Consider the following 25,481-nt stretch of genomic DNA (forward strand, 5'->3'; position numbering starts at 1 on the left):
CAACCACCCGCAAGGAGTTCCCATGCACGCACTCAACCGCCTCGCCGCCACCTTCGCCCTCGGCCTGGCCACCCTCGCCAGCCTGCCGGCCCTGGCCGACGAGCCGCGCTACAACCAGGTGTCGCTGCGCGCCGAAGTGAGCCAGGAAGTAGCCCACGACCGCATGTACGTCACCCTCTACACCGAGGCGCAGAGCAGCGATCCGGCCGAGCTGGCCGCCGGCGTCACCAAGACGCTGAACGCCGCCATCGACAAGGCGCGCAAGGTGCAGGGCGTGAAGGTCAGCCTGGGCAGCCGGCAGAGCTACCCGGTGTACGAGGACGAAGGCAGCAAGATCAGCGCCTGGCGCGAACGCGCCGAGCTGCGCCTGGAGAGCGCCGAGTTCGCGCGCCTGTCGCAGCTGTCCGCCGACCTGCTGGGCGAGCTGAAGATGGCCGAGATGAGCTTCGCCGTGGCGGATGACACCCGCAAGACCAGCGAGGACCAGTTGATCAAGCAGGCCGTGGAGGCCTTCAAGGCCCGCGCCCAGCTGGCCACCGACGCGGTCGGCGGCAAGGGCTACAAGCTGGTCAGCCTGAGCCTCAATAGCGGCGGCTTCCAGCCGGTGATGTCGATGCGTGCCATGGCCATGGACCGCGGCAGTTTCAGCAAGAGCGAGGCCGCGCCGCAGATCGAGGCCGGCACCAGCCGCGTGAGCATGAGCGCCGATGGCGTGATCGAGGTGCAGCTGCCCTGATCCGGAGCCCCGCGCCGGCGCATCAGCGCTGGCGCTTGGCCAGCTTTGCCCGGCGAACTTGCACAATTGCGACAAAGGATTACAGCTTCGTCACAGCTTCTACACTCAGTGGCGTTTCGCGCTTGCCCACGGCATATGCCGTGCATAGCTTCACGCAAGGCGCCCACAAGGCGCCCCTCAGGGACAAAACCAAAACAATCATGAGGTCATCATGCGTAAGAACGCCGTTATCCAGGCTCTTCTCGCCGCTGGGCTGATCGCCAGCGCACCGCTCGCCAGCGCCGCCAGCAATCTGGTTTTCTGCTCCGAAGGCAGCCCTGCCGGTTTCGATCCGGGCCAGTACACCACCGGCACCGACTTCGATTCGACCGCGGAAACCATGTTCAACCGCCTTACACAGTTCGAGCGTGGCGGCACCGCCGTCGAGCCGGGCCTGGCCGAGAAGTGGGATGTCACCGCCGATGGCCTCACCTACACCTTCCACCTGCGCAAGGGCGTGAAGTTCCACAGCACCGACTACTTCAAGCCGTCCCGCGAATTCAACGCCGACGACGTGCTGTTCACCTTCCAGCGCATGCTCGACAAGGAACACCCGTTCCGCAAGGCCTACCCGGCCGAGTTCCCCTACTTCACCGACATGGGCATGGACGCCAACATCGCCAAGCTGGAGAAGCTCGACGACCACACCGTCAGGTTCACCTTGAACAGTGTGGATGCCGCGTTTATCCAGAACCTGGCGATGAGCTTCGCCTCGGTACACTCGGCCGAGTACGCCGACCAGCTGCTCAAGGCCGGCAAGGCCGCCGACATCAACCAGAAGCCGATCGGCACCGGCCCGTTCGTGTTCAAGCGCTACCAGAAGGACGCGCAGATCCGCTTCACCGGCAACAAGAACTACTGGAAGCCGGATGACGTGAAGATCGACAACCTGATCTTCTCCATCAACACCGACGCCTCGGTGCGCATGCAGAAGCTCAAGGCCGGCGAGTGCCAGATCACCCTGCTGCCGCGCCCGGCCGACCTCGAGGGCCTGAAGAAGGACCCGAACCTGAACATGCCGTCGCAGCCGGGCTTCAACCTCGGCTACATCGCCTACAACGTCACCCACAAGCCGTTCGACAAGCTCGAGGTGCGCCAGGCGCTGGACATGGCGGTGAACAAGCAGGCGATCATCGACGCCGTGTACCAGGGCGCCGGCCAGCTGGCGGTGAACGGCATGCCTCCGACCCAGTGGTCCTACGACGAGAGCATCAAGGGCACCGAGTACAACCCGGAGAAGGCCAAGGAGCTGCTCAAGGCCGCCGGCGTCGCCGAAGGCACCGAGATCACCCTGTGGGCCATGCCCGTGCAGCGCCCGTACAACCCCAACGCCAAGCTGATGGCCGAGCTGCTGCAGAACGACTGGGCGAAAATCGGCATCAAGGCGCGGATCGTCACCTACGAGTGGGGCGAGTACATCAAGCGTTCCAAGGGCGGCGAGCACGACGCCATGTTGATCGGCTGGAGCGGCGACAACGGCGACCCGGACAACTGGCTGGGCACCCTGTACGGCTGCGACGCGGTCGACGGCAACAACTTCTCCAAGTGGTGCTTCGAGGACTACGACAAGCTGATCAAGCAGGCCAAGGCGACTACCGACGTGGCCCAGCGCACCGAGCTGTACAAGCAGGCGCAGCACATCCTCAAGGCCCAGGTGCCGATCACCCCGATCGCCCACTCCACCGTGTACCAGCCGATGCGCAAGAACGTGCAGGACTTCAAGATCAGCCCGTTCGCGCTCAACTCTTTCTACGGCGTGAGCGCCGGCAAGTAGGAGTCTGTGGCGGGCCTGGCGAGCTAGAGAAAAGCAAGGCGAAAGCGGCTGAGGAAGCGGAGTTTACAGAGGGTAAATGAGCATTCCGAAGCCGGTTTCAACGCAGCTTTTCCGACGCGCAGCCAGCCCGGCGCTGACTTCTAGCCGCGCACCGGGCGGGAGCGTTCGCCTCCGCCCGGTTCACCCGCAGAAGGAAGGATTCATGCGCAGCATCTTCATGCTCCTGGCGCTCTGCGCCGGCCTGCCGGCGTTCGCCCAGTCGCAGTCCCTGGTGGTCTGCTCCGAGGCGGCCCCGGAAGGGTTCGACATCGTCCAGTACACCGCCGCCACTACCGCCGACGCCTCGGCCGAGACGGTCTACGAGCGCCTGGTGCAGTTCGCCCCCGGCAGTACCCGCATCGTCCCGGCGCTGGCCGAGAGCTGGGAGGTCGGCGCCGACGGCCTGACCTACACCTTCACCCTGCGCAAGGGTGTGCAGTTTCACCAGACGCCCTGGTTCAAGCCGAGCCGCGAATTGAATGCCGATGACGTGCTGTGGAGCTTCCAGCGCCAGCGCGACAAGGATCACCCGTGGCACGCGCTGTCGCCGCGCGGCTACCCCTATTTCGAGGCCATGGGCTTCGCCGAGCTGATCGAGAAGATCGAGGCGCTCGACGAACACCGTGTGCGCTTCACCCTGAAGCACCCCGAGGCGCCCTTCCTGGCCGACCTGGCCATGGGCTTCACCTCCATCTATTCCGCCGAGTACGCCGAGCAACTGCTGGACGCCGAGACGCCGCAGAAACTCAATAGCCAGCCGATCGGCACCGGGCCCTTCGTCTTCGAGCGCTACGCCAAGGACGCCCAGGTACGCTTCGCCGGCAACCCGCACTACTGGGGCGGCAAGCCGGCGCTCGACCGGCTGCTGCTGGCCATCACCCCCGATCCCAACACGCGCATCCAGCAGCTCAAGGCCGGCGCCTGCCAGATCGCCGTGTTCCCGCGACCGAGCGACGTGCCGGCACTGCGCGAGAACAAGGACCTGCAGGTGCTGGAGCTGGACTCGCTGCTCACCGCCTACGTCGCCATCAACACCCGGCACAAGCCGCTGGACGACGTGCGCGTGCGCCAGGCCATCAACCTGGCGTTCGACCGCCAGGCCTACCTGCGCGCCCAGTACGGCGAAGGCAACGCCACCCTGGCCGCGGCGCCCTACCCGGCTACCCTGCTCGGCTACGACGAGCGCCTGCAGCCCTGGCCCAAGGACCTGGAGCGTGCCCGCCAGCTGCTGGCCGAGGCCGGTCATGAAAAAGGCCTGAAGCTGTCGATCTGGACCCGTTCCGGCGGCGGCCCGACCAACCCCAACCCGGGCATCGGCGCGCAGATGCTGCAGGCCGACCTCGCCGCCATCGGCATCCAGGCGGACATCCGCGTGTTCGAGTGGGGCGAGCTGATCAAGCGCGCCAAGAACGGCGAGCACGACCTGGTGTTCATGGGCTGGGCCGGCGACAACGGCGACCCGGACAACTTCCTCACCCCCAACCTGTCCTGCGCCGCCGCGGAGAGCGGCGAGAACCAGGCCGGCTGGTGTCACAAGGAGTTCGACCAGCTGATCCGCGAGGCCCGCCGGGTCGCCGAACCGCAGCGGCGCGCCGCGCTGTACCGTGAGGCGCTGGCGATCTTCCAGGACCAGGCGCCGTGGATCGCCCTCGCCCATCCCAAGCAGTTCGCCGTGCTGCGCAAGGACGTCGAGGGCTTCGTGCTCAGCCCGCTGGGCTCCAACAATTTCGCCCATGTGAGGCGCAAGCCATAACAGCCGCGCCCCACGAAGGCGCGGGTTCACCCTGATGCGGAGTACCACCACGCAATGCTGTCTTTCATCGCCAGACGCCTGGGGCTGCTGATACCCACCTTTTTCGGCGTCACCCTGCTGACCTTCGCGCTGATCCGTCTGATTCCCGGCGACCCCGTGGAAGTGATGATGGGCGAGCGCCGCGTCGACCCCGAAATGCACGCCGAGGCCATGCACCGCCTGGGCCTGGACAAGCCGCTGCCGGCCCAGTACCTGGACTACATCACCAAGCTGGCCCAGGGCGACCTCGGCGAGTCGCTGCGCACCCGCGAGGGCGTGTGGGAGGAGTTCCTCACCCTGTTCCCGGCGACTCTGGAGCTGTCGCTGGCCGCCCTGCTGTTTGCCGGCACGCTCGGCGTGATTGCCGGAGTGATCGCCGCGCTCAAGCGCGGCTCGCTTTTCGACCACGGGGTGATGGGCGTGTCGCTGGCCGGCTACTCGATGCCGATCTTCTGGTGGGGCCTGCTGTTGATCATGTTCTTCTCCGTGTACCTGGGCTGGACGCCGGTGTCCGGACGCATCGACCTGCTCTACGACATCGAACCCAAGACCGGCTTCATGCTGATCGACACCCTGCTCTCGGAAGAGGAAGGCGCGTTCAAGGACGCCCTGATGCACCTGATCCTGCCGGCCATCGTGCTGGGCACCATTCCCCTGGCGGTGATCGCCCGCATGACCCGCTCGGCGATGCTCGAGGTGCTGCGCGAGGACTATATCCGTACCGCCCGCGCCAAGGGCCTGTCCCCGGCCCGTGTGGTGTTCGTGCATGGCCTGCGCAACGCACTGATCCCGGTGCTCACCGTGTTCGGCCTGCAGGTCGGCACCCTGCTGGCCGGCGCCGTGCTGACCGAGACCATCTTTTCCTGGCCAGGCATCGGCAAGTGGCTGATCGAGGCCATCGGCGCCCGCGACTACCCGGTGGTGCAGAACGGCATCCTGCTGATCGCCTGCCTGGTGATCCTGGTCAACTTCGTCGTGGACATCCTCTACGGCCTGGTCAATCCGCGCATTCGCCACCAGCGCTAAGGAGGCCCGTACATGACTCAATCCAACGCTGTGCCCGCCGCCGACCAGGCGCTGCTCTACCCCTCGCCACTAAAGGAGTTCTGGCAGGCCTTCGCCCACAACAAGGGCGCCGTCGGCGGCCTGCTGTTCATGCTGGTCATCGTGTTCTGCGCGCTGTTCGCGCCCTGGGTGGCGCCCTTCGATCCCAGCGAACAGTTCCGCGATGCCCTGCTCACCCCGCCATCCTGGCTGGAAGGCGGGCAGGCGCGCTTCCCGCTCGGCACCGACGAGCTGGGCCGCGACCTGCTCTCGCGGCTGATCCATGGCGCGCGCCTGTCGCTGATGATCGGCCTGGCCTCGGTGCTGATGTCGCTGATCCCCGGCATCCTCATGGGCCTGGTCGCCGGCTTCTTCCCGCGCCTGCTCGGCCCCTCGATCATGCGCCTGATGGACATCATGCTGGCCCTGCCCTCGCTGCTGCTGGCCGTGGCCATCGTCGCCATCCTCGGCCCGGGCCTGATCAACACCGTGATCGCCATCGCCATCGTTTCGCTGCCGTCCTACGTGCGCCTGACCCGCGCCGCGGTGATGGGCGAGCTGGGCCGCGACTACGTCACCGCCGCCCGACTGGCCGGTGCCGGCCTGCCGCGGCTGATGTTCATCACCGTGCTGCCCAACTGCATGGCGCCGCTGATCGTGCAGGCCACCCTGAGTTTCTCGTCGGCCATCCTCGACGCGGCCGCCCTGGGCTTCCTCGGCCTCGGCGTGCAACCGCCGACGCCCGAGTGGGGCACCATGCTGGCCTCGGCGCGCGACTACATCGAACGCGCCTGGTGGGTGGTGTCGCTGCCGGGGCTGACCATCCTGCTCAGCGTGCTGGCGATCAACCTGATGGGCGACGGGCTGCGTGATGCGCTCGACCCGAAACTGAAGAATGCGCAGTAAGGTGCCCAGCATGCGAAATCCAGTAGCCCGGACTTCAGTCCGAGACAACCCGCCAAGCGCCCCCGGACTGAAGTCCGGGCTACCACTGCTGAAGAATGCGCAGTAAGGAGCCCGCCATGAACATTTACGCAACGCCGGCTTCTTTCCTCCCCTCTCCCATTTATGGGAGAGGGGCCGGGGGAGAGGGTGTAATTGCCAACTCCGCCCTCTCCCCAACCCTCTCCCATAAATGGGAGAGGGAGCAGTTCGCACGCCTCGGGAGCCATCTATGAGCCTGCTGGATATCCGCAATCTCTCCGTGCGCTTCGGCGCCCCCGATGCCATACCGGTGGTCGACGGCCTCGACCTGTCCGTGGACAAGGGCGAAGTGCTGGCCATCGTCGGCGAGTCCGGCTCCGGCAAGTCGGTGACCATGATGGCGCTGATGGGCCTGATCGACGCCCCCGGCATCGTGCGCGCCGACAGCCTGCGCTTCGACGGCCACGACATGCTCACCCTCAAGGGACGGCAGCGCCGCAAGGTGGTGGGCAAGGACCTGGCCATGGTGTTCCAGGACCCGATGACCGCGCTCAACCCCAGCTATACGGTCGGCTTCCAGATCGAGGAAGTGCTGCGCCAGCACCTCGGCATCAAGGGCAAGGCCGCCCGCGTGCGCGCCCTGCAGCTGTTGGAGCGGGTGGAGATCCCCGGTGCCGCCAGCCGCCTCGACGCCTACCCACACCAGCTCTCCGGGGGCATGAGCCAGCGCGTGGCGATCGCCATGGCCATCGCCGCCGAACCCAAGCTGCTGATCGCCGACGAACCGACCACGGCGTTGGACGTGACCATCCAGGCGCAGATCATGGACCTGCTGCTGGACCTGCAACGCAGCGAGGGCATGGGCCTGGTGCTGATCACCCATGACCTGGCCGTGGTCGCCGAGACCGCCCAGCACGTGTGCGTGATGTACGCCGGGCAAGCGGTGGAGATCGGCAGCGTGCCGACTCTGTTCGACGCACCGACCCACCCCTACACCGAGGCGCTGCTCAAGGCCATTCCCGAGCACAGCCTGGGGGCCGAGCGCCTGGCCACCCTGCCCGGCATCGTGCCCGGCCGTTACGACCGCCCCGTCGGTTGCCTGCTGTCGCCGCGTTGCCCCTACGCCCAGCCGCACTGCCGCGAGCAGCGACCGGCGCTGGAACCGCACGTGCGCGGCGCGGTGCGCTGCTTCTACCCCCTCAACCTGACCGCGGAGGTGGCCTGATGAGCATCGTCCTCGAGGCCCGCGAGCTGACCCGGCACTACGAAATCTCCCGCGGCCTGTTCAAACCCAACGCCCTGGTGCGCGCGCTCAACGGCGTGTCCTTCTCGCTGGAAGCCGGCAAGACCCTGGCGGTGGTCGGCGAGTCCGGCTGCGGCAAGTCGACCCTGGCCCGCGCCCTGACCCTGATTGAGGAGCCCAGCGCCGGCAGCTTGCAGATCGCCGGGCAGGAAGTGGCCGGCGCAGGCAAAGCCGAGCGCAGGCAGCTGCGTCGCGACGTGCAGATGGTGTTCCAGAACCCCTATGCCTCGCTCAACCCGCGGCAGAAGGTCGGCGACCAGTTGGCCGAGCCGCTGCTGATCAACACCGGCCTGTCGCGCGCCGAACGCCGCGACAGGGTGCAGACCATGATGCAGCAGGTGGGGCTGCGCCCCGAGCACTACCAGCGCTACCCGCACATGTTCTCCGGCGGCCAGCGCCAGCGCATCGCCCTGGCCCGCGCCATGATGCTCCAGCCCAAGGTGCTGGTGGCGGACGAGCCAACCTCGGCGCTGGACGTGTCGATCCAGGCCCAGGTGCTCAACCTGTTCATGGATCTGCAGGAAGAGTACGGGACCGGCTACGTGTTCATCTCGCACAACCTGGCGGTGGTGCAGCACGTGGCCGACGACGTGCTGGTGATGTACCTCGGCCGCCCGGCCGAGATGGGCCCGGCCGCGCTGATCTACGAGCGGCCGCTGCATCCCTATACCCGCGCCCTGCTCTCGGCCACCCCGGCGATCCACCCGGACCCGGCCAAGCCGAAGATCAAGATCGCCGGCGAACTGCCCAACCCGCTCGACCCGCCACCCGGATGCGCCTTCCACCGACGCTGCCCGCATGCCACCGAGCGCTGTCGCGTGGACGTGCCGGAACTGCGCCTGATCGACGCGCGCCAGGTGGCCTGCCACCATGCCGAGGAAATTGCCAACAGAAGCTAGCTCAGGGCTGAGGCTGCACCGGCACCGCGCGGCCCTGCTCGATACGGGTCAGGTAGACCGCGTCGGAGCCCTGGTGGTCCGTGGGGCCGAAGCGCACGTGAAAGCCGCCGAGGTCGATGTCCAGCGACTCCAGCGCTTCGATCAGCCGCTCGCGGGTGGGCTCTGGCCCGACGCGGCGCAGCGCCTCCACCAGCACCGCGGCACCGATGTAGCCCTCCAGCGAGGCATGGCCGAGCGGGCCGCGCATGTCCGCCTGGTAATCGCGCACCAGCGGCAGCGAGCGGTCTTCGGGGGACGGTACGACCTGAGAAATATACACACCCTCGGCGTCCGCACCGGCCTCGGCGATGAAGCTCTCGGTGCCGACGAACGACACGCTGAAGAAGCGTGCCTTCAGGCCCTGTTCGCGCGCCGCGCGGATCGAGGCGGCCAGCTGCCGGTAGGTACCGATGAAGACGATGGCCTCGGGGTCGGCCTGCTTGAGCTGGCGCACCGCGCCGGCGATCTCCGGCGAATTGCGCAGGATGCGCGCCTCGCCCACGACGTGCAGGCCACGCTTGTGCAGCGCCCCGGCCAGGCCGCCCTTGACCGTCTCGCCGAAGGAGTCGTTCTGCATCAGCAGGGCGACGCGCTTCAGCTTTAGCTGCCCGGTCATGTACGCCGCCAGCAGCTCGGTCTCGGCAAAATAGGAGGCGCGCACATTGAATACCGTGCGGTGCAACGGCTCGCGCAGCACCTCGGCACCCGACAGCGGAAACAGATAAGGCACGCCGGCGGCCAATACGCTCGGCATGGCGGCCCGCGATGTCGGCGTGCCGACAAAGCCGAACAGGGCGAAGACGCCGCGCGAGGCGATCAGCTCTTCGGTGAAGCGAGCGGTGCGGGCGGGCTCGTAGCCGTCGTCGCGCAGCACCAGGTTCAATCGGCGCCCGTGCACGCCACCGGCCTCGTTGATGCGCGAGAAATACGCCTGCGCGCCGTCGAGCATTCCACGCCCCAATCCGGCGGCCGGCCCGCTTTGCGCGTTGACCATTCCCAGATGCAGCGCGCCGGGCTCGGCGCCCCCGTCGGCCCGCGCACCCAAGGCGCCAATCAGCAGCATGAAAACAGCAGTGCAGCACAACACAGGTCGCAACATCGTCACGCTCCAGCCCCCGTTCGCTCATGCCCTTGGCCTGGCACGAGACGGCTTCCGTTTGCCTCTCAGCTTAGCCGCAAAGCCTGGCCCGGACACCCATTCGGCACGCCCCGAACAACACCGCAGCGATGCCCAGCTTTTCTGTTGGAGGCGGCCAACGCCCGATCTAGAGCGGTTTTCAGACTATCGATAACGCTGATGAGCAGCATCGAGCGCTTCAAGTTCTCTCTTCGCAGGGCAACCCGGAACATAGGCCCCGTAGACAACAACTCACATCCCCCTACGGAGCACCCGATCATGAAAAAGCAAATCCTCACCGCCCTGCTCGTTTCCACCTTCGCCGCCAGCGGCATCACCTTCGCGGCCGACGGCTATGACCGCACTGGCAGCTATATCGCCGCCGACGGTTACGACCGCACCGGCAGCTTCATCGCCGAAGACGGCTTCGACAACACCGGTAGCGCCGTGGCCGAAGACGGTTCCGACCGCGTCGGCAGCAACATCGCCTGAGCCAATCGATTGGAGTGGAGCCAGCAAGCAATGACGTGTGCACAGCTCGAAAGCCCGAAGGCGCCCTCAGTGGCGCCTTCGCCGTTTCCGGGGTAAGCGAAGCACGGCCCATCCGTCCGACTGGCTGCGGAGCGACCCGAAATGCCACCTCGAAAACGCCGAACACCCCGTGCCAGAGCCATCCGCACCATCATCAATCGCATCGATGAGCAGCATCGAGCGCTTCAAGTTCTCTCTTCGCTGGGCAACCCGGAACATAGGCCCCGTAGACAACAACTCATACCCCCTACGGAGCAACCATCATGAAAAAGCAAATCCTCACCGCCCTGCTCGTCTCCACCTTCGCCGCCAGCGGCATCACCTTCGCGGCCGACGGCTATGACCGCACTGGCAGCTATATCGCCGCCGATGGTTACGACCGCACCGGCAGCTTCATCGCCGAAGACGGCTTCGACAACACCGGTAGCGCCGTGGCCGAAGACGGTTCCGACAGCGTGGGTGACAAGATCGCCGCCGATGGTTTCGACCGCACCGGCAGCTTCATCGCCGAAGACGGCTTCGACAGCACCGGCAGCGCCGTGGCCGAAGATGGTTCCGACCGCGTCGGCAGCAACATCGCCTGAGCCAATCGATGGAGTGGAGCCAGCAAGCAATGACGTGTGCACAGCTCGAAAGCCCGAAGGCGCCCTCAGTGGCGCCTTCGCCGTTTCCGGGTAAGCGAAACACGGCCCACGCCGTCTGACTTGCTGCGTAGCGGCTATAACCCCCGTCTCAGCCACCCGAAACGCCGCCTCGAAAACGCCGAACACCCCGTGCCAGAGCCATCCGCACCATCATCAACCGCATCGATTAGCAGCATCGAGCGCTTCAAGTTCTCTCTTCGCGGGGCAACCCGGAACATAGGCCCCGTAGACAACAACTCATACCCCCTACGGAGCAACCATCATGAAAAAGCAAATCCTCACCGCCCTGCTCGTTTCCACCTTTGCCGCCAGCGGCATCACCTTCGCGGCCGACGGTTATGACCGCACTGGCAGCTACATCGCCGCCGACGGTTACGACCGCACCGGCAGCTACATCGCCGAAGATGGTTTCGACAACACCGGCAGCGCCGTGGCCGAAGACGGCTCCGACAGCGTCGGCGACAAGATCGCCGCCGACGGTTACGACCGCACTGGCAGCTTCATCGCCGAAGACGGCTTCGACAGCACCGGCAGCGCCGTGGCCGAAGACGGTTCCGACAGCGTCGGCGACAAGATCGCCGCCGATGGTTTCGACCGCACCGGCAGCTTCATCGCCGAAGACGGCGTCGACAGCACCGGCAGCGCCGTAGCCGAAGACGGTTCCGACTGCGTCGGCGACAAAATCGCCGCCGATGGCTTCGACCGCACTGGCAGCTTCCTCGCCGAAGACGGCTTCGACAGCACCGGCAGCGCCGTAGCCGATGACGGTTCCGACAGCGTCGGCGACAACATCGCCGCCGATGGTTTCGACCGCACAGGCAGCTTCATCGCCGAAGACGGCTTCGACAGCACCGGCAGCGCCGTAGCCGAAGACGGTTCCGACAGCGTCGGCGACAAAATCGCCGCCGATGGCTTCGACCGCACTGGCAGCTTCATCGCCGAAGACGGCTTCGACAGCACCGGCAGCGCCGTAGCCGATGACGGTTCCGACAGCGTCGGCGACAACATCGCCGCCGACGGCTTCGACCGCACTGGCAGCTTCATCGCCGAAGACGGCTTCGACAGCACCGGCAGCGCCGTAGCCGATGACGGTTCCGACAGCGTCGGCGACAACATCGCCGCCGACGGCTTCGACCGCACTGGCAGCTTCATCGCCGAAGACGGCTTCGACAGCACCGGCAGCGCCGTGGCAGAGGACGGTTCGGACCGCGTCGGCAGCAACATCGCCTGATCCAATCGATGGAGTGGAGCCAGCAAGCAATGACGTGTGCACAGCTCGAAAGCCCGAAGGCGCCCTCAGTGGCGCCTTCGTCGTTTCCGGGCTCAGGATTTGAAGAAGCGGTAGAACCGGTGCAGGTCGGCCTGGGCGGCGGCGATGTCGACCCGGGTGAAGCGCAGGTCCTGACGTGCCGAGCACTGGGCCAGGCGCCACTGGTCCAGCGGATGCAGCCAGCCGAGGATGGGGTAGCCGCCCATGGTCTGGTGGTCGGCCTGCAAAATGATCGGTCGACCGTCCGGCGGCACCTGGATCGCGCCGCGGCTCACGCCCATCGACCACTGCCGCGACGGCGCCACCAGTGGTTCGCCGAGCAGACGCGCGCCCATGCGGTCGGACTGCGGGCTGAGTTGCCACTCCCGAGCGAAGAACGCCTCCAGCTGCTCGGCGGCGAAGTCCGGCGCATCGCCACCGATGATCACCCGTAGCGGCGCGTCGTGATCGTCACCCCGGAAGCGCCAGGGCACGCTGGCCGCCGTCGAGAAGGTCGCCGGCGAACAGGCCAGCCGATCGCCTTCGGTCAGGCGCCCGCCTCGCCCGTCGAGCCCACCGAGTCCTTCGCGTACCTGGGTGCCGACGCTGCCCAGCACCGGCTCGGCGCAAAAACCGCCGGCCGCGGCCAGGTAGAGGCGCTGGCCCCGGCGGGCGAAGCCGATGCGCAGATGCTGCCCGGCGCGCACGGCGAAGCGCGACCAGCCGGGAATGGTCGCGCCATCCAGGCTCAGATCCAGTTCGGCACCGGCCGAGGCCAGCCAGGTATCGCCCTCGGCGAGCAGTTCGACACCACCCAGGGCGATCTCCAGCAGCGGCGCGCCCCAGGCGTTATCGAGCAGCCGGTTGGCCCAGGCGGCCGCGTGCCCATCCAGTGGACCACACGGCGACACGCCAAGATGTTGCCAGCCGCGCCGACCAGCGTCCTGCAACAGGCTCATCGGCCCGGGCCTGAGCACCCGCAGGCCCGTCACCGGCCCCGCTCCCGGCGGTAGGTCGCCTCATCGACGGGCCGGAAGCGCACCCGATCGCCGAGCATCAGCGGACAGGGCGGCGTGCGCGCCGGCTCGAACAAGCGCCAGGGGCAGAGGCCGAGCAGGTGCCAGCCGCCGGGCGAGGCCTGCGGGTAGATGGCCGTCTGCCGCTCGGCGATGGCCAGGCTGCCGGCCGGCACCACGGTGCGCGGCGTGGCCCGGCGCGGCAGCGCCAGACGTTCATGCAGCTCGCCGAGATAGGCGAAACCGGGAGCGAAACCGATGGCGCCGACCCGGTATTCGGCGGCGCTGTGCAGTTCGGTCACCTGCTCGACGGTCAGCTCGCAGGCGCGCGCCACCTCGGCGAGGTCCTCGCCGGCGTACCACACCGGAATCTCGTGCAGGTGGCCGGCAACGGTCGGCACCGGCGCCGCACGCCAGCGCTCCAGCAGCGGTACGAGGCGTTCGGCCAGCTGCAGATGGTCGGTGCGCAACAGGTCGTAGTGCAGCAGCAGGCTGGTCCAGCCCGGCACCAGGTCGGTCAGCAGAGCGCCCAGCTCGGTGCGGATGTCGTCGGCCAGCGCGGCGATGCGCAGCGGCAGGTCGGGCGTCGGTTGCTCGGCCAGCACCAGCAACAGGGCTTCGGCGCCGGCCGGCTCGAGGCGGATCACAGCGCGTCCAGTTGCGCTCGCAGGCGACGCAGCACGGCCAGCGACTCGGCGTTGTCGCCGTGCACGCAGAGGCTGTCCGCCTGCAGCTGCAACGGCTGGCCATCGATATCGACGAAAGGCTCGCCGGCGGCGATGGCCAGAGCCTGCTGGAGAATGCGCTCGGGGTCGTGATGCACGGCGCCGGCCAGGCGCCGCGGCGCCAGCTGGCCGTCGGCCAGGTAAGCGCGGTCGGCGAAGGCCTCGAACAGCAGCGGCACGCCGGCCGCCTCGGACAGGCGCCGCTCGCGCGCATTGTCGGCCAGGGCCAGCACCATCAGCGGCAGGTCTTTTCGGTACGAGGCGCAGGCCGCCAGCACCGCGTCGAACAGCGCGTCATCGCGCACCAGGTCGTTGTACAGCGCGCCGTGCGGCTTGACGTAGGCCACCTCGACACCGGCCGTGCGGCAGAAGGCGTCCAGCGCGCCGAGCTGGTACAGCACCAGGGCGGTGACTTCCTCGGGCGAGCAGTTCAGGTGGCGGCGGCCGAAGCCCTGCAGATCGGGGTATGAGGGATGCGCGCCGATCTGCACGCCGTGCTGCACGGCCTGGGCCACGCTGCGCCGCATGATCAGCGGGTCGCCGGCATGGAAGCCGCAGGCCAGGTTGGCCTGGTCCACCAGCGGCATGGCGTGCTCGTCGTCGCCCATGCGCCAGGCGCCGTAGCCCTCGCCCATGTCGCAGTTCAGCAGTATTCGGGACATCTGCGCTCCTCCTGGAAGTCGCGCGTTATCGCGCAGATCGCCGGGTCGTGCAACCGAGCCTAGCAACGAAAAGGCCCGCACGGGGCGGGCCTTTGGGTCAGCGCACGGCTTACAGGTAGAAGGCCTTCAGCGGCGGGAAGCCGTTGAATTCCACCGCGCTGTAGCTGGTTGTGTAGGCACCGGTGGACAGCCAGTACAGGCGGTCTTCGGCAGCCAGGTTCAGCGGCAGGCCGTATTTGTAGTTCTCGTACATGATGTCGGCGCTGTCGCAGGTCGGGCCGGCGATGATGACTTCTTCCATCTCGCCCTTGCGCTCGGTCCAGATCGGGAACTTGATGGACTCGTCCATGGTTTCGATCAGGCCGCTGAACTTGCCCACGTCGGTGTAGATCCAGCGCTCCACGGCGGTACGCGACTTGCGCGCGATCAGCACCACTTCGCTGACCAGGATGCCGGCGTTGGCGATCAGCGAACGGCCCGGCTCGAGGATGATTTCCGGCAGGTCGTCACCGAAGTCTTCCTTGAGGAAGCGGGTGATTTCCTCGGCGTAGGTCTCCAGGTCGTTGGTGCGCTGGATGTAGTTGGCCGGGAAACCGCCACCCATGTTGATCATCTGCAGGGTGATGCCGTCTTCTTCCTTCAGACGCTCGAAGATCACCTTGACCTTGGCGATGGCGGCGTCCCATACGTCGATGTCGCGCTGCTGCGAGCCGACGTGGAAGGAGATGCCGTACGGCACCAGGCCCAGCTGCTTGGCCAGGATCAGCAGGTCCAGGGCCATGTCCGGGTTGCAGCCGAACTTGCGGCTCAGCGGCCAGTCGGCCGAGGTCGAGCCCTCGGTGAGGATGCGCACATAGATCTTCGAGCCCGGCGCGGCCTTGGCGATGTTGCGCAGGTCGGCTTCCGAGTCGGTGGCGAACAGGCGCACGCCCTTCTCGAAGAAGTAACGAATGTCGCGGGCTTTCTTGATGGTGTTGCCGTAGCTGATGCGCTCCGGGCCGACGCCGGCGCTCATGACCTTGTCCAGCTCGTAGATCGACGCGATGTCGAAGTTGGAGCCCTTGTCACGCAGCAGCTCGGTGATCTCGATGGCCGGGTTGGCCTTCACCGCGTAGTAGATCTTGGCGAAGGGGAAGCAGTTGACCAACTGATCGTAGGAATTGGCGATGGTCTGCTTGTCGATCACCACGAAGGGGGTTTCCTGCTGATCGGCGAACGCCTTCATGCGTTTGAAAGTTTCGGGTGCGAAATAGTCTTCGACCTTGATCGACATGCTCGGGACTCCAAATGGCAAAACACGTTATGGAAAGAGGGAGTGGCTCTGTATTACGAGCCGCGAACGCCTGATCAGTTTCCCCACTTTGGTTCGCCTACTTCCCAAGGCATGTCGCCGAGTACCCGCGGGTCTTTCGTCGTCAGTACTTGAGCCGGATGGATCGTTTCCAGCATGAGCGTTCGGGCGCGAACTTTAGGACCAAGGGCCCTTGATATCAATCAAAAATTGCCGCGGTTTTACACCCGGTTGTCGCCTGGTTGATTGATTGTTTTCGATACTCAACGAAACGTTAGAAATGCTGCACAAAAGCAGTATTGGCGCGGCCGCGACGAAACGGACCAGCCCCAAGCCTTTACCGGTATAATCGCCGCCTTTTTTGACACTCCGACGACCGAGTCGACAGGTTTTTCGCCATGAGCATCCAGGCCACAGAAGTCGCCAAACGCCGCACGTTCGCGATCATTTCCCACCCCGACGCCGGTAAGACCACCATCACCGAGAAGCTGCTGCTGATGGGCAAGGCGATCGAAGTCGCCGGTACCGTGAAGTCGCGCAAATCCGACCGCCATGCCACGTCCGACTGGATGGAGATGGAGAAGCAGCGCGGCATCTCCATCACCACCTCGGTGATGCAGTTCCCCTACCGCTCGCACATGGTCAACCTGCTCGACACCCCCGGCCACGAGGACTTCTCGGAAGACACCTACCGCACCCTGACCGCGGTGGACAGCGCGCTGATGGTGCTCGACGGCGGTAAGGGCGTGGAGCCGCGCACCATCGCCCTGATGGAAGTCTGCCGCCTGCGCGACACGCCCATCGTCAGCTTCATCAACAAGCTCGACCGCGACATCCGCGACCCCATCGAGCTGCTCGACGAGATCGAGGCGGTGCTGAAGATCAAGGCGGCACCCATCACCTGGCCGATCGGCTGCTACCGCGACTTCAAGGGCGTGTATCACCTGCGCGAGGACAAGATCATCGTCTACGTGCCGGGCCACGGCCACGAGCGTACCGAGCAGAAGGTGATCGACAAGCTGGACTCCGACGAAGCCCGCGCGCACCTTGGCGATATGTACGACAACTTCGTCGACGAGCTGGAACTGGTCCAGGGCGCCTGCCACGAATTCGACCAGCAAGCCTTCCTCAAGGGGGAGATGACCCCGGTGTTCTTCGGCACCGCGCTGGGCAACTTCGGCGTCGACCAGGTGCTCGACTGCATCGTCGATTGGGCGCCCAAGCCGCTGTCGCGCGCCGCCCACGAGCGCGTGGTCGAGCCGGTGGAAGAAAGGTTCAGCGGCTTCGTGTTCAAGATCCAGGCGAACATGGACCCGAAGCACCGCGACCGCATCGCCTTCATGCGCATCTGCTCCGGCAAGTACGAGAAGGGCATGAAGATGCGCCACGTGCGCATCAAGAAGGACCTGAAGATCGCCGACGCCCTGACCTTCTTCTCCAGCGAGCGCGAGCAGCTGGAAGAGGCCTACGCCGGCGATATCATTGGCCTGCACAACCACGGCACCATCCAGATCGGCGATACCTTCACCGAGGGCGAGGTACTGGGCTTCACCGGCATCCCGCACTTCGCCCCGGAGCTGTTCCGCCGCGTGCGCCTGAAGGACCCGCTCAAATCCAAGCAGCTGCGCCAGGGCCTGCAGGAACTGGCCGAGGAAGGCGCGACCCAGGTGTTCTTCCCCGAACGCAACAACGACATCATCCTCGGCGCCGTCGGCGTGCTGCAGTTCGATGTGGTCGCCAGCCGCCTGAAGGAGGAATACAAGGTCGAGTGCGCCTACGAGGCGATCAACGTCTGGTCGGCGCGCTGGATCGAGTGCAGCGACGAGAAGAAGCTCAAGGAGTTCAAGGACAAGGCCTACGAGAACCTGGCGGTGGATGGCGGTGGCCACCTCACCTACCTGGCGCCGACCCGGGTGAACCTGAGCCTGATGGAAGAGCGCTGGCCGGACGTGAAGTTCCGCGCCACCCGCGAGCACCACTGATACGCCTCCGCTGCACAACGCCCCGGCCCTGCCGGGGCGTTTCGTTTGTGAGCGTGGTTTATTGCCGGGCCGCCTGGTGCGCACGGCGCACCCTACACCCCGCCTCGTCGCGCTCGAGCCGTAGGGTGCGCCATGCGCACCGCTGTTTTCAGAAGGTGGCTCGATGCGGCCTGGCACTCCCAGTCCGCAAGGGAGAGGAGAAAGTTAGACGCTGGCCCGCAGCAGTGCGCGCACCTTGGCCGCCGAGAGCTTCTGCAGGCCGCACAGGTAGCCGTGGTCGGCGCGGATATCGTGGCGCTCCCACAGCAAGCCTTGCAGATGCAGGCACAGGTTGGCCGCCATCTCCGCGTCGGCCAGCGCGCGGTGGGCGCGGCCGGTGCTGGGCAGCCCGACCCAGCGGTTGAGGTTGCCCAGGCTGTGGCTCGGTGCCTCCGGCAGCAGGCGGCGCGAGAGCAGCAGCGAGCAGGCGAAGTCGCTCGCCCGGCGGCGGCCGAGCAGGCCCAGCTCGGCGTCCCAGAACTTGCTGTCGAAGGCGGCGTTGTGCGCCAGCATCGGCACATCACCGACGAATTCGGCCACCTCGGCCATCACCTCGGCCACCGGCGGCGCGCCGCGCACCATGGCGTTGCTGATGCCGGTGAGCTGCTCGATGAACGGCGACACCCAGGCGCCGGCATTCATCAGGCTCTGGTAGCGCGCGACGATGCGCCCTTCCTCGATCACGGCCACGCCGACCTCGGTCGGGCGCGCACCCTGAGCCGGCGACATGCCGGTGGTTTCGAAGTCGATCACGGCGATGCGTTCGGGCATCGGTCTTCCTCGGAGCGTTTCGTGCCCTCGCGAGCGAGAGCAGGCACTGGATGGTTGAGGCCGCGGAGTTTACACAACACCCGCACGCATGCCGACCGGCCCGGCGACTCAGGCCGTTTCCGACGCGCAGCGCATGCTCAGTGTTTCAGCAGCAGGGCGCCGGCGACCGGCACGAAGCGGTCCGCGGAGCGGATCAGCGATTGTGCGGTCAGGCCCTCGACGCCGTACACGGTGCAGCTCACGCCGTGGCGGTCACGGGCGCGCTGCAGCAGCAGGTCGAAGTCGCCATCGCCGGAGGCCAGCACCACCTCGTCCACGCGCTCGGCGGCCTCGATCAGGTCCAGCGCGATACCCACGTCCCAGTCGCCCTTGGCAGAGCCGTCGCTGCGCTGGATATAGGGCTTGAGCATCACCTCGAAGCCGAGGTCGCGCAGGATCTGCTGGAACTGGCGCTGCTTGGCATCGCCACGGTCGATGGCATAGGCACGCGCCTCGACGACCTCGCCCAACGCCGCCACCTGGCGCCACAGCTCGGCATAGTGGAAGTGACAGCCATGGGCCTGGCGCACGGTGTAGTAGAGGTTCTGCACATCGGCGAACAGGGCGATTCTTTTCACGAGTCGGGGCCGGGCGAAGGGAGCGGCATTATGCGCCATTGGCCAGCATGTTCGCGGCCCCCGACCATCGGCTAAAGTGAATTCATGCCGTACAGATGCGATGCCTGCCGATGAACCCGTTGACCGTCCTGCGCGACTCCTTCCATTTCTTCAGCCGCCACCTGGCCGCCATCGCGCCGCTGTGCCTGCCGCTGATCGCCGCCGAGTGCCTGGTGCGGGCGCTGGTCTCCGCCATGGTCGACCCGTTGCATGCGCCGGCCTACGAGCTGCTGGTCGGGCTGTTCTTCTACCCGTTGTACAGCGCCGCGCTGATCCTCTATCTCGACGCCCGCACCACCGGCCAGCGCCCCGCCGCGCGCAACCTGCTGGCGGCCAGCCTGCCGCTGTGGCCGTCTTTCGCCGTGCTGGCGGCGCTGACCACCCTGCTGATCATGCTCAGCGGCGCGCTGTTCCTGCCGCTGGCGCTGTGGGTGATGGTCAAGCTGGCGTTCGCCGAATACATCCTGGTGCTGCGCGGCGCCGGGCCGTTGCAGGCGATGCGCGAGAGCTTCCTGCTCAGCGTCGGCCACTTCTGGTCGCTGCTGGCCTGCGTGCTGCTGGTGATCGTGCCGCTGTGGCTGCTCGACGACTGGACCCTGCAATTGCTCGGCGAGCAGCCGGACGCGGTCGGCAGCCTGGTGCTGGATATCGTCAACGGCTTCCTCCAGCTGTTCTCCAGCGTGGTGCTGTTCCGCTGCTTCATGCTCTGCAGCCAGCGCCCGACCGAGGACAGCCCCAGCAACTGACGCCGGCGGCAGCTGCTAGGCTTGGTGCTTCCGCCTCCCAGGGAAGATCGCCATGTCCGACGCCAACCCCAGCATCCTGTCCCACGTGTCCATCGGCACCAACCAGTTCGACCAGGCCGTGGCCTTCTACGACCAGGTCCTGGCCACTCTCGGCTGCAAGCGTATTCTCGAACATCCCGGCGCCGTGGCCTGGGGTCGCGAGTATCCGGAGTTCTGGGTGCAGGCGCCGATTGATGGCCAGCCGGCGAACGTCGGCAACGGCACCCACTTCGGCTTCGTCGCGCCGGACAAGCAGGCCGTGCACGCTTTCTACGACGCGGCGTTGAAGGCCGGTGCCAGCCCAGACGGCCCACCCGGCCCGCGCCCGCACTATGGCGAGCCCTACTACGGCTGCTTCGTGCGCGACCTGGACGGGCACAAGATCGAGGCGGCGTACTGGGACATGGAGCTGGTCTACGAACTCTATGTCGAGCCGCACAGTCACTGACCCGAAGACGCGAGGCGTGCTCGCCCGAAGGGCAGCAAGCCAGCCCGCACGACGCCCTCAGCGATAGCGCCCGGCAGCCCGCTCCATCCAGCCTTCCCGAATGAGCTGCCGCAACGTGCGGGACAGCAGTTCGCGCTCTCCGGCCCGGGCATTGGCGCGGGACAGGCCGACATAGAGATCGGTCCGCGCCGGCGGCTGGTAGGCCAGCTTGACCAGTTGCCGCGCCAGCAGCGGATCGCGTAGCTGGAAGTCCACTTGGCAGTCGGTGCCGATCATCAGTTCGAGGCGCCCGCGCAGCTGCATGCGCAGCAGCTGACGCTCGCTCTTCACGCCGACCTTGAGCAGGGAGGCATCGGAATCGAAGGGTTCGAAGTACGCCGACCTCAGCACATAGCCGATGCGCAGGCCGCTCAGCTGGGCGTAGTCGCGGATCTGCGGCGCGAGGGTCGGCGCCCCGTACAGGCGTGGGGCGCAGGCGTGGTAGCTGGGTTCGAGGTAATCGATGTAGCGCTCGCGCTCGGCGGTGCGCGCCAGGCCGGTCATCAGGTCCGCCTGGCCGAGGCGCATTTCCTCCAGCGCTCGCGCCCAGGGCCGCCGGTGCACCTCGAAGCGCAGCCCGGTGCGGCGCTGCAGCTCGTCGAGCAGGTCGATGTCCAGTCCCTCGAGCTTGCCGCCGGCGCCCTGCATGCGGAACGGCGGCCAGTCGTCGGTGACCACGCGCAGCGGCTCGCCAGCCTGCTGCGCCCAGGCACAGCCGCTGAACAACAGGAGGACGAGCGCGCGCAGCATGGTCTCAATGAACCGGCTGGCGCGAGCGCATGGCGCACTCGAATGGCAAGGCGAATGGCTGGCGATACATAGGTTCTCCCAGTGCTGCGCCGCATGGTAACCCAGGCGGTTGCCGCTGCGCTTGGCCGCGTGCGCAGGGCGTGACGGCGGGCTCCGCGAGCGCGCTTTCACGTGCTGGACAAAGCCGGCGCCTGCCGCCATGCTCGGGTCAGAACGAACAACAAGACGGCCATGAGCCGCGCGGTAGCCGATGCGCCGAACCCTTATTCCTGCCCTGCTGGCATGGCTCTGCTGTGCCGGCGCCCTCGCCCAGAACGCCGAGCCGACCGTCAGCGTCGGTTACTACGAATTCCCGCCCTATTCCTGGACCGGCGCCGACGGCCAACCGCGCGGCTCCATCCTGGTCCTGACCGAACGTCTTCTGCGCCATGCCGGCTACCGCGGCGAATACCGCTCGCTGCCCGGCGCGCGCCTGTACGCGGCGCTGCGCGACGGCAGCGTGCAGCTGTGGCCCGGTGCCGGCGGCAAGACCGAGCTGGCCGGCCACACCTACGAGGCGCGCCATGCCATGGGCGAGTTCGCCCTGGCCCTCTACCACCGCACCGACACCCCTCCGCCGCGGATTCCCGAGGGGCTGATGGGGCGCGGGGTGATCGTCATCAGCGGCTACAGCTACTGGAAGCCGGTCAATGACCTGCTGAACGACCCGGCCCTGCAGATCGGCCTGCACCGCACCAGCACCCATGCCTCGGCGCTGGAGATGCTGCTGCGCAGGCGCGGCGACTACCTGCTCGACTACCAGGCGCCGGTGGAGCAGGTGCGCAAGGAGCTCGGCCTGTCGCCGCTGCCGTTCACCGTGCTGCAGCGCATGCAGCTGCGCCTGATCGCCTCGCGCCATGCGCAAGGCGGCCAGCAGCTGCTGGACGACCTCGACCGCGCCTACGAGGAGCTCCGGGCGGCCGGAGAGGAACTGCGGCTGGACTAATGTCGTCGCGACGGCGACGTCATTCCGCCCCGATTGCAGATTGGCATTAGCACACTGTGCTAATCGACGCCCGCCACTCGCGTCGATATGGTTGCCACGCCTCCAACACAGATCGACATGCGCCAGGCATCTACCGCGCCGCGCCTTCGCGCGCGCTGGAAAAACTCAACTGCCAAGAAGGAACGCACCATGCATTTCGCTTACCCCCTCCTCCGCACCGCCCTGCTGGGCGGCCTGCTCCTGGGCGTCGTCGCCTGCAGCACCGTCAAGCCCACCGAAGACCGCCTCAGGACGCTCTCCGAAACCAACCTGGGCGAGTCGGTGACGAGCATCTCCAACGTGCGCAGCGATTCCATGCAGACCTACTACGTCGCCAGCACGGCCTCCGGCGACTACAACTGCACCGTCCCCAGCGGGGCCAGCGGCGGCATGATGACCATCGGCTCGTTCGGCATGATGAGCCCTCACGCCATCTGCCAGCCGAAGGGCGCCAAGGGCAGCCAGCTGCCGCCATTCGCCCAATAGACCTATGCCTGAGCTCGCGCGCCGCGCCGCGCGAGCTGCTACGCAGCCGCCGGGGTCGCGCCTAACCGGGCGGGCTGAGGCAACCGCGGCTACTTCCGCGGCTTGGCCCGAGCGGTGGGCTCGGCCACCCACGGATCATCGGGCCAATAGTGCTTGGGGTAGCGGCCCTTCAGGTCCTTCTTCACCTCGGCGTAGGTGTTGGCCCAGAAGCTGGCCAGGTCCTGGGTCACCTGCACCGGGCGCCGCGCCGGCGACAGCAGGTGCAGCAGCACGCCCTGCCGACCGCCGGCGATACGCGGCGTGGCGGCCAGGCCGAACAGCTCCTGCAGACGCACCGCCAGTACCGGCGGCGACTCGGAATAATCGATGGCGATGCGCGAGCCGGACGGCACCTGCAGGTGCTTCGGCGCCAGCTCGTCCAGGCGCTGCGGCAGCGGCCAGGGCAGCTGGCCGGCGAGGATGCCCGGCAGGTCGAGATTGGCGAAGTGGCTGAGGCGGTTGACCTTGCTCAAGAAAGGCAGCAGCCAGTCTTCCAGCGTCGCCAGCAGCGCGGCGTCGCTCAGGTCCGGCCATTCGCTCTCGCCCTTCTGCGCCAGATCCAGTCCGCGCAGCAGCGCCACCCGCGCCTGCCACTGGCGCAGCTCGGGCGTCCAGGGCAGCAGCTCCAGGCCCTTGCGCCGCACCAGGCCGAGCAACGCGCGGCCTCGCGCGGCCTCGTCCAGGCCGGTGAGCGCCTCTCGGCTCAGCACCAGCTCGCCGACCCGGCGCTGGCGCTCGGCACGCAGCACACCCTCGCGCTCGTCCCACTCCAGCTCCTCCCGCACGCTCACCTGCTCGGCGAGCACCGAGTCGAACAGGGCCGGATCGAGGTCGGCGGCCAGATAGATGCGCTCGTCGCGCTGGCCCTGGCGACTGCCGAGGTCGGCGATCACCAGCCACTCGTGCTTCATCAGCGCATCCGGCTCGCCGAACAGCGCGGCGCGGCCATTGGCCAGGCGGTAGTCGCCGCCGCCCTTGCCGCGCTGGCGGGCGACCCGATCGGGATAGGCGAAGGCCAGCAGAGCGCCGAGCCAGCGCGGATGCTCGGGGTCGGCCACGGCCTCATCGGCCTTGCCGCGCAGATAGCCGCGGAACTGCCGGGCCAGCTGGCGGGCGCGCTGCACGCAGCCACGCGAACCGCCAGCGGCGCGCGACTCGCCGGCCAGCAGCGCCATGCGGCTGTGCAGGTCGGCGCCACCGCCACGCAGGATGTCGCGTTCGCCGAGCAGCGCCGCCAGGTCCGCCGCCAGCGCGCCGAGGCCCAGGGACTGGCCGCGCAGCAGCAGGTGGGCGATGCGCGGATGCGCCGGCAGCTCGGCCATGGCCTGGCCGTGGCTGTTCAGTACGCCGCGCGGGTCGAGCGCGCCTAGGCGTGTCAGCAGGTCGCGGCCCTGGGTGAAGGCGGCGGCCGGCGGCGCGTCGAGGAAGGCCAGCTCGTCCGGCGCGACGCCCCAGCGCGCCAGTTGCAGGGCCAGGCCGGCGAGGTCGGCCGCCAGGATCTCCGCGGCGCCGTAGGCGGCCAGCTGCTCGTGCTGGGTCTGCGACCACAGCCGATAGCACACGCCCGGCTCCAGGCGCCCGGCACGGCCGGCGCGCTGGGTGGCCGAGGCGCGGGAGATGCGCTGGGTGTCCAGGCGGGTCATGCCGCTGGCCGGGTCGAAGCGCGGCACCCGCGCAAGGCCGGCATCCACCACCACGCGCACGCCGTCGATGGTCAGGCTGGTCTCGGCGATATTGGTGGCCAGCACCACCTTGCGCCGCCCCGACGGCGCCGGTTCGATGGCCGCACGCTGGGCGCTCAGTTCCAGCTCGCCATGCAGCGGGCAGAGCAGGATGTCCGGGCGGCCGCCGAGGCTTTGCTCCAGCTGCTCGGCCACCCGGCGGATCTCCGCCTTGCCGGGCAGGAACACCAGCAGGCTGCCCGGCTCGTCGGCCAGGGCCTGCAGCACCGTCTGCACCACCCGCGGCTCGATGCGCTCGCCCGGCTGCCAGGGCGCGCCCCAGCGCATCTCCACCGGGTGCATGCGGCCCTCGCTGGAGACCACCGGCGCGCCGTCGAGCAGCGCGGACAGGCGCTCGCCCTCCAGGGTCGCGGACATCAGCAGCACCTTCAGCGGCGGCTCGTCGCGCAGCAGCGCGCGACCGTTGAGGGTCAGTGCCAGGGCCAGATCCGCATCGAGGCTGCGCTCATGGAATTCGTCGAAGATGACCAGGCCGACGCCCTCCAGCGCCGGATCGTCCTGCAGGCGGCGGGCGAGGATGCCCTCGGTGACCACCTCGATACGGGTCTTCGGGCCGACCTTGCTGTCGAGGCGGATGCGGTAGCCCACGGTCTCGCCAACCTTCTCACCCAGCTCGCTGGCCAGGCGCTCGGCCGCGGCGCGAGCGGCCAGGCGACGCGGCTCCAGCATCAGAATGGACTGCCCGGCCAGCCAGGGCTCGTGCAGCAGGGCCAGCGGCACGCGGGTAGTCTTGCCGGCGCCGGGGGGCGCCTCCAGCACGGTCTCGTGGCGCTCGGCCAGGGCGGCGCGCAGGGCGGGCAGTACGTCGTCGATGGGCAGGCGGTTCATGGGCTCTCCGAAACAGCCGGCGATTATAGGCGCTGCGGCAACCCGGTCGAACCGCAACGCCGGCCGGG

The 25,481-nt window shown here is 67.5% G+C and carries 24 protein-coding genes; 15 read left to right on the top strand and 9 right to left on the bottom strand.

Annotated features, from left to right (window positions below):
* Positions 1-22 precede the first annotated feature (22 nt).
* The 7 genes from NF616_RS17670 (at position 23) to NF616_RS17700 (ending at position 8,550) form a co-directional block, all read left to right on the top strand.
* A complete protein-coding gene (locus tag NF616_RS17670; RefSeq protein WP_252274732.1) occupies positions 23-736 on the top strand; it encodes an SIMPL domain-containing protein in 714 nt (237 codons plus the stop codon).
* A 211-nt stretch (positions 737-947) separates the two neighbouring features.
* Complete coding sequence (locus tag NF616_RS17675) at positions 948-2,549, top strand: ABC transporter substrate-binding protein (RefSeq protein WP_252274734.1); 1,602 nt, start codon at positions 948-950, stop codon at positions 2,547-2,549.
* Positions 2,550-2,751: 202 nt separating this feature from the next.
* Positions 2,752-4,341, top strand: coding sequence for an ABC transporter substrate-binding protein (locus tag NF616_RS17680; protein WP_252274735.1), 1,590 nt, complete (start codon positions 2,752-2,754; stop codon positions 4,339-4,341).
* Positions 4,342-4,395: 54 nt separating this feature from the next.
* Positions 4,396-5,406 (top strand): ABC transporter permease subunit, encoded by a 1,011-nt coding sequence (locus NF616_RS17685; protein ID WP_252274737.1) that lies wholly within the window; start codon positions 4,396-4,398, stop codon positions 5,404-5,406.
* Between the two features lie 12 nt (positions 5,407-5,418).
* Positions 5,419-6,330, top strand: coding sequence for an ABC transporter permease subunit (locus NF616_RS17690; protein ID WP_252274739.1), 912 nt, complete (start codon positions 5,419-5,421; stop codon positions 6,328-6,330).
* 268 nt (positions 6,331-6,598) lie between these two features.
* Positions 6,599-7,573 carry an ABC transporter ATP-binding protein gene (locus NF616_RS17695; protein ID WP_252274741.1) on the top strand — a complete coding sequence of 325 codons (975 nt, stop codon included), beginning with the start codon at positions 6,599-6,601 and terminating at the stop codon, positions 7,571-7,573.
* Positions 7,573-8,550 (top strand): peptide ABC transporter ATP-binding protein, encoded by a 978-nt coding sequence (locus tag NF616_RS17700; RefSeq protein ID WP_252274743.1) that lies wholly within the window; start codon positions 7,573-7,575, stop codon positions 8,548-8,550. Before NF616_RS17695 ends, NF616_RS17700 begins: the two co-directional genes overlap by 1 nt.
* A gap of 1 nt (position 8,551) precedes the next feature.
* Here the strand turns inward: NF616_RS17700 and NF616_RS17705 are convergent, their stop codons facing one another.
* Positions 8,552-9,652, bottom strand: a complete 1,101-nt coding sequence (locus NF616_RS17705; RefSeq protein ID WP_252274745.1) for an ABC transporter substrate-binding protein — start codon at positions 9,650-9,652, stop codon at positions 8,552-8,554.
* A gap of 333 nt (positions 9,653-9,985) precedes the next feature.
* On the opposite strand from NF616_RS17705, the gene NF616_RS17710 reads away from it, so the two are divergent.
* From NF616_RS17710 to NF616_RS17720, 3 genes are all read left to right on the top strand, one after another.
* On the top strand, positions 9,986-10,198 hold the full coding sequence (locus NF616_RS17710) for a hypothetical protein (protein ID WP_252274746.1): 213 nt from the start codon (positions 9,986-9,988) through the stop codon (positions 10,196-10,198).
* 302 nt (positions 10,199-10,500) lie between these two features.
* Entirely contained in the window at positions 10,501-10,821 is a 321-nt protein-coding gene (locus NF616_RS17715; RefSeq protein ID WP_252274748.1) for a hypothetical protein, read from the top strand.
* A gap of 322 nt (positions 10,822-11,143) precedes the next feature.
* Positions 11,144-12,112 (top strand): hypothetical protein, encoded by a 969-nt coding sequence (locus NF616_RS17720; protein ID WP_252274750.1) that lies wholly within the window; start codon positions 11,144-11,146, stop codon positions 12,110-12,112.
* Positions 12,113-12,204: 92 nt separating this feature from the next.
* Here the strand turns inward: NF616_RS17720 and NF616_RS17725 are convergent, their stop codons facing one another.
* The 4 genes from NF616_RS17725 to NF616_RS17740 form a co-directional block, all read right to left on the bottom strand.
* Complete coding sequence (locus NF616_RS17725; RefSeq protein ID WP_252274751.1) at positions 12,205-13,122, bottom strand: 5-oxoprolinase subunit C family protein; 918 nt, start codon at positions 13,120-13,122, stop codon at positions 12,205-12,207.
* On the bottom strand, positions 13,119-13,793 hold the full coding sequence (gene pxpB, locus NF616_RS17730) for a 5-oxoprolinase subunit PxpB (protein ID WP_252274753.1): 675 nt from the start codon (positions 13,791-13,793) through the stop codon (positions 13,119-13,121). The genes NF616_RS17725 and pxpB overlap by 4 nt, the downstream gene beginning before the upstream one ends.
* The gene (locus NF616_RS17735; RefSeq protein WP_252274755.1) at positions 13,790-14,533 is read right to left on the bottom strand and encodes a 5-oxoprolinase subunit PxpA; all 744 of its coding nucleotides are present in this window, start codon (positions 14,531-14,533) and stop codon (positions 13,790-13,792) included. The genes pxpB and NF616_RS17735 overlap by 4 nt, the downstream gene beginning before the upstream one ends.
* A 109-nt stretch (positions 14,534-14,642) precedes the next feature.
* Positions 14,643-15,806: a type III PLP-dependent enzyme gene (locus NF616_RS17740; protein ID WP_252274756.1), complete on the bottom strand. Its 1,164-nt coding sequence runs from the start codon at positions 15,804-15,806 to the stop codon at positions 14,643-14,645.
* A 416-nt stretch (positions 15,807-16,222) separates the two neighbouring features.
* Between NF616_RS17740 and NF616_RS17745 the strand changes: the two genes are divergently transcribed.
* A complete protein-coding gene (locus tag NF616_RS17745; RefSeq protein WP_252274758.1) occupies positions 16,223-17,806 on the top strand; it encodes a peptide chain release factor 3 in 1,584 nt (527 codons plus the stop codon).
* A 204-nt stretch (positions 17,807-18,010) separates the two neighbouring features.
* Here NF616_RS17745 and NF616_RS17750 read toward each other — a convergent pair whose 3' ends face one another.
* Together NF616_RS17750 and NF616_RS17755 are read right to left on the bottom strand one after the other, a co-directional pair.
* The gene (locus tag NF616_RS17750; protein ID WP_252274760.1) at positions 18,011-18,616 is read right to left on the bottom strand and encodes a 3'-5' exonuclease; all 606 of its coding nucleotides are present in this window, start codon (positions 18,614-18,616) and stop codon (positions 18,011-18,013) included.
* Between the two features lie 137 nt (positions 18,617-18,753).
* Positions 18,754-19,233: an NYN domain-containing protein gene (locus NF616_RS17755; RefSeq protein ID WP_252274761.1), complete on the bottom strand. Its 480-nt coding sequence runs from the start codon at positions 19,231-19,233 to the stop codon at positions 18,754-18,756.
* 110 nt (positions 19,234-19,343) lie between these two features.
* On the opposite strand from NF616_RS17755, the gene NF616_RS17760 reads away from it, so the two are divergent.
* Positions 19,344-20,018 carry a YciC family protein gene (locus tag NF616_RS17760; RefSeq protein ID WP_252274763.1) on the top strand — a complete coding sequence of 225 codons (675 nt, stop codon included), beginning with the start codon at positions 19,344-19,346 and terminating at the stop codon, positions 20,016-20,018.
* Positions 20,019-20,070: 52 nt separating this feature from the next.
* Positions 20,071-20,505, top strand: a complete 435-nt coding sequence (locus NF616_RS17765) for a VOC family protein (protein WP_252274765.1) — start codon at positions 20,071-20,073, stop codon at positions 20,503-20,505.
* 57 nt (positions 20,506-20,562) lie between these two features.
* On the opposite strand, the gene NF616_RS17770 is transcribed toward NF616_RS17765, so the two are convergent.
* Positions 20,563-21,294: a substrate-binding periplasmic protein gene (locus tag NF616_RS17770; RefSeq protein ID WP_252274767.1), complete on the bottom strand. Its 732-nt coding sequence runs from the start codon at positions 21,292-21,294 to the stop codon at positions 20,563-20,565.
* Between the two features lie 250 nt (positions 21,295-21,544).
* On the opposite strand from NF616_RS17770, the gene NF616_RS17775 reads away from it, so the two are divergent.
* A complete protein-coding gene (locus tag NF616_RS17775) occupies positions 21,545-22,279 on the top strand; it encodes a type 2 periplasmic-binding domain-containing protein (protein WP_252274768.1) in 735 nt (244 codons plus the stop codon).
* 189 nt (positions 22,280-22,468) lie between these two features.
* Positions 22,469-22,804: a hypothetical protein gene (locus tag NF616_RS17780; protein ID WP_252274770.1), complete on the top strand. Its 336-nt coding sequence runs from the start codon at positions 22,469-22,471 to the stop codon at positions 22,802-22,804.
* Positions 22,805-22,893: 89 nt separating this feature from the next.
* Here NF616_RS17780 and hrpB read toward each other — a convergent pair whose 3' ends face one another.
* Positions 22,894-25,413 (bottom strand): ATP-dependent helicase HrpB, encoded by a 2,520-nt coding sequence (hrpB, locus tag NF616_RS17785; protein WP_252274771.1) that lies wholly within the window; start codon positions 25,411-25,413, stop codon positions 22,894-22,896.
* Between the last annotated feature and the right edge of the window lie 68 nt (positions 25,414-25,481).

Source organism: Pseudomonas subflava (assembly GCF_023823685.1).
GTDB lineage: Bacteria > Pseudomonadota > Gammaproteobacteria > Pseudomonadales > Pseudomonadaceae > Aquipseudomonas > Aquipseudomonas subflava.

Bases quoted from the DNA above. Each gene is read 5' to 3' on its own strand.
- NF616_RS17670 (WP_252274732.1), top strand. From the start codon at position 23: ATGCACGCACTCAACCGCCTCGCCGCCACCTTCGCCCTCGGCCTGGCC.
- NF616_RS17675 (WP_252274734.1), top strand. From the start codon at position 948: ATGCGTAAGAACGCCGTTATCCAGGCTCTTCTCGCCGCTGGGCTGATC.
- NF616_RS17680 (WP_252274735.1), top strand. From the start codon at position 2,752: ATGCGCAGCATCTTCATGCTCCTGGCGCTCTGCGCCGGCCTGCCGGCG.
- NF616_RS17685 (WP_252274737.1), top strand. From the start codon at position 4,396: ATGCTGTCTTTCATCGCCAGACGCCTGGGGCTGCTGATACCCACCTTT.
- NF616_RS17690 (WP_252274739.1), top strand. From the start codon at position 5,419: ATGACTCAATCCAACGCTGTGCCCGCCGCCGACCAGGCGCTGCTCTAC.
- NF616_RS17695 (WP_252274741.1), top strand. From the start codon at position 6,599: ATGAGCCTGCTGGATATCCGCAATCTCTCCGTGCGCTTCGGCGCCCCC.
- NF616_RS17700 (WP_252274743.1), top strand. From the start codon at position 7,573: ATGAGCATCGTCCTCGAGGCCCGCGAGCTGACCCGGCACTACGAAATC.
- NF616_RS17705 (WP_252274745.1), bottom strand. From the start codon at position 9,652: ATGCTGCTGATTGGCGCCTTGGGTGCGCGGGCCGACGGGGGCGCCGAG.
- NF616_RS17710 (WP_252274746.1), top strand. From the start codon at position 9,986: ATGAAAAAGCAAATCCTCACCGCCCTGCTCGTTTCCACCTTCGCCGCC.
- NF616_RS17715 (WP_252274748.1), top strand. From the start codon at position 10,501: ATGAAAAAGCAAATCCTCACCGCCCTGCTCGTCTCCACCTTCGCCGCC.
- NF616_RS17720 (WP_252274750.1), top strand. From the start codon at position 11,144: ATGAAAAAGCAAATCCTCACCGCCCTGCTCGTTTCCACCTTTGCCGCC.
- NF616_RS17735 (WP_252274755.1), bottom strand. From the start codon at position 14,533: ATGTCCCGAATACTGCTGAACTGCGACATGGGCGAGGGCTACGGCGCC.
- NF616_RS17740 (WP_252274756.1), bottom strand. From the start codon at position 15,806: ATGTCGATCAAGGTCGAAGACTATTTCGCACCCGAAACTTTCAAACGC.
- NF616_RS17745 (WP_252274758.1), top strand. From the start codon at position 16,223: ATGAGCATCCAGGCCACAGAAGTCGCCAAACGCCGCACGTTCGCGATC.
- NF616_RS17750 (WP_252274760.1), bottom strand. From the start codon at position 18,616: ATGCCCGAACGCATCGCCGTGATCGACTTCGAAACCACCGGCATGTCG.
- NF616_RS17760 (WP_252274763.1), top strand. From the start codon at position 19,344: ATGAACCCGTTGACCGTCCTGCGCGACTCCTTCCATTTCTTCAGCCGC.
- NF616_RS17765 (WP_252274765.1), top strand. From the start codon at position 20,071: ATGTCCGACGCCAACCCCAGCATCCTGTCCCACGTGTCCATCGGCACC.
- NF616_RS17770 (WP_252274767.1), bottom strand. From the start codon at position 21,294: ATGCTGCGCGCGCTCGTCCTCCTGTTGTTCAGCGGCTGTGCCTGGGCG.
- NF616_RS17775 (WP_252274768.1), top strand. From the start codon at position 21,545: ATGCGCCGAACCCTTATTCCTGCCCTGCTGGCATGGCTCTGCTGTGCC.
- NF616_RS17780 (WP_252274770.1), top strand. From the start codon at position 22,469: ATGCATTTCGCTTACCCCCTCCTCCGCACCGCCCTGCTGGGCGGCCTG.
- hrpB (WP_252274771.1), bottom strand. From the start codon at position 25,413: ATGAACCGCCTGCCCATCGACGACGTACTGCCCGCCCTGCGCGCCGCC.